The sequence below is a fragment of the Mesorhizobium sp. WSM4830 genome (assembly GCF_055811495.1).
Genome location: NZ_JBVVQI010000075.1, coordinates 1 through 2,409 on the forward strand (window position 1 = coordinate 1; position 2,409 = coordinate 2,409).

General features: G+C 63.5%; 4 protein-coding genes. 2 read left to right on the forward strand and 2 right to left on the reverse strand.

Going from position 1 to position 2,409, the window contains the following annotated elements; all coding sequences use genetic code 11:
- On the forward strand, positions 1-197 hold a 197-nt coding region (locus AC0L2Y_RS34330; RefSeq protein ID WP_473562299.1), incomplete at its 5' end, for a hypothetical protein.
- A 91-nt stretch (positions 198-288) separates the two neighbouring features.
- On the opposite strand, the gene AC0L2Y_RS34335 is transcribed toward AC0L2Y_RS34330, so the two are convergent.
- Positions 289-684 (reverse strand): hypothetical protein, encoded by a 396-nt coding sequence (locus AC0L2Y_RS34335; protein ID WP_473562300.1) that lies wholly within the window; start codon positions 682-684, stop codon positions 289-291.
- 84 nt (positions 685-768) lie between these two features.
- Positions 769-1,299, reverse strand: coding sequence for a hypothetical protein (locus AC0L2Y_RS34340; protein ID WP_473562301.1), 531 nt, complete (start codon positions 1,297-1,299; stop codon positions 769-771).
- Positions 1,300-1,848: 549 nt separating this feature from the next.
- Between AC0L2Y_RS34340 and AC0L2Y_RS34345 the strand changes: the two genes are divergently transcribed.
- Positions 1,849-2,409, forward strand: a 561-nt coding sequence (locus tag AC0L2Y_RS34345) for an IS110 family transposase (protein ID WP_473562302.1), incomplete at its 3' end; no start/stop codon positions are given.

The window sequence follows — 2,409 nt, forward strand, 5'->3', positions numbered from 1 at the left end:
AAACAATTCGTTATTTCCGCCAACAAACCTCATTCGTTGCAAATATCAAGCCGGCAAGCTTCGCTTCCATCGTTCTGTCCGGCCGCGATGACGTTGCTGATCGCGTCGGAGAAGCGAGATTTTCCGCTCGCGCGGGCAGGCGCCCAGACCTGGACACACCACCGCCAGAACGTATCGCTCCTGCGCTGCACGATTGAGCGACGAAAGTGCGCAACAATTACCGCCGCGACACTCGGCGGCCGCGGTCACCCTCGTCGCGCCGGCGTGAATTGGACCTTCGAGCGCAGTTCATCTGGAATGCATCGGAGCGTTCAGGTGGCTTCTATTATTATGTCGGCCAAGGTCACTGGCCTCGTTCGGGCGGCGGGGCGCAGCACCTAAAGCGGCCGAAGCATAGTCGAGCGTCTTGCTGCTCTTGCAGATGCCGTGCAGGGTGCCACCGCAGTGTCCGCAGGCGGGGCTGTGGACGTCGATGACCAGTTCAACGCGCAGCGGATGATCGGGCAACGGGCCGCGCTTTGGTTCGCTTTGCCGGGTTAATGGTCGCGCACTCGCTCGATATCCCTCGATGTCCTCCGCGAGCTCGAAACTCGTCGCGGGGTCCATGCGTTTGGAATCCGAGATGGGACCGTTTTCAGTTGCTCCTGGATTAGTGTGGCGAGCCGTCGAGGTCGCCTTGCGCATGTCGGTATGACCGAGCGCCAGGTGCGCCTTCACGCCCGCCCGGAACGACGATCATGATGCTTTCTCCTTACAGTGAGCTGCCGCTCACCGCAGTCGGAGTACTGCTGCCCGGTGCAAACACGCGCCGTCATCAGCCAGCTCAATCGCCACCATGCCGTCTGGCGGCTGCACCAGATCGCGCAAGGCCGCGAGCGCAGGCGGCTCATTTGCTGCGCCGTCGGCAAGCACCATGGTTGCCAACCGCCGCGCCTTGCGAGCGGTCAGGCCGACCTCGACCCGCCAGCGGAACCCACGCTGGTGGCGACGCGATGGCGGCGGCAGACCTGCGCGATGGCGACGCCGGGCTTCTACGTCTCCTGCACGATCGCCCGCTTCTGGTCTGAAGCGGCGCCGGCCGATCGCGTCCGGCGTCAAGCGGTGTTTGCGTCGCACGCAATCAGCAGCGCTGCTTAATCGGGCTCGGGCACTCGCGATGAAGCAGGGATCGCCACTCGGTTCCTTCGCCGGATTCTCCAGGCGATTGCGCCAGATCCGCAACGCATGAGGCGACAGACCAAGTGCAGCGGCATACTCCGCATGCCCCATGCCGCTCCAGTTCATCGCCTCGACATGCATGCTCCAGAACGCCCGCAGAGCGATCGGGCCGCTGTCCGTGCGCCTGCCGTAGCGATAGCCGCTTGCGTCGCTTCGGCGGCCCTTTCTTGCCTCACTTTTGCAACTTCTTCTGGCGCTGTTTCCGGGATATTCCGTACGTTTGCGCCGATCTTTCGGGCTCACCACATGACGCACCACAGCTCAAAAGTCGTCGTTGAAAGCTGGTGCCGCCAATATTCCCAGCCTCAAAAGGCCAGGTCGCGACATGCTTCGACCAGTACGAGTTGTTAGCCTTGTCCCAGGCACCTTGAGGCACCGCCGGAGATCCTCCTCGACAAGAAGGAACGTCACAGTTGCCAGATTGCCATCCGAAAGATGTGCAGGAGCCGGATGGTTGCGCGAGGGTGGATTAGGACAGCGAGGGTGCGAGGGTGGATTAGGACGGCCGCCCGTAATCGGGGCGGGCGCCTGGCGGGACGGCAAAGCTATGCGTCGGCCGCGGCGCGACTGGTGGTGGCTGGCGACTCGGCGGCAAGATCTGCGCCTGTGAAGCAACGCAGGAGGCGAACAATGGAATTCTTTTGTGGACTGGATGTTGCGATGGATGAGACGGCGGTGTGCGTCGTCGACGATCGCGGCGCGGTGCATCTGCAGGCGACGGCTCTGACCGATCCCGACGCGCTGCTGGCCGTGTTGAAGCCTTTCCTGCCGCGGCTGAGAAGGGTCGGTCACGAGGCCGGTTCGCTGTCGCCCTGGCTGCATCCGGAACTGCTGAAGCTCGGGCTTCCGGCGGTCTGTCTGGAGACGCAGCACGTGCGCGCGGCGATGTCGGCGCAACGCAACAAGACCGACGCGGCCGATGCGCTGGGCATTGCCCACATCATGCGCACCGGCTGGTTCCGGCACGCGCACGTCAAGTCGCAAGCCTGTTATCGGATGCGGTTGCTGCTGACGCACAGGCGCAATCTGAAGCGCAAGTTCCTCGATCTGGAGAGCGCCATCCGCCATTCGCTCTTCGGCATTCGCCTGAGCAAGGCCGGGCGGAAGGCTTTCGATCAGGCTGTGCGCGATGCGACGACTGGCGATGCGCTGACATCAGAGCTGATGGACGCCATGCTGACGGCACGCGCC

Coding starts and splice junctions, on each gene's coding strand:
- AC0L2Y_RS34335 (WP_473562300.1), bottom strand. CDS start 684: ATGCGCAAGGCGACCTCGACGGCTCGCCACACTAATCCAGGAGCAACT.
- AC0L2Y_RS34340 (WP_473562301.1), bottom strand. CDS start 1,299: ATGCATGTCGAGGCGATGAACTGGAGCGGCATGGGGCATGCGGAGTAT.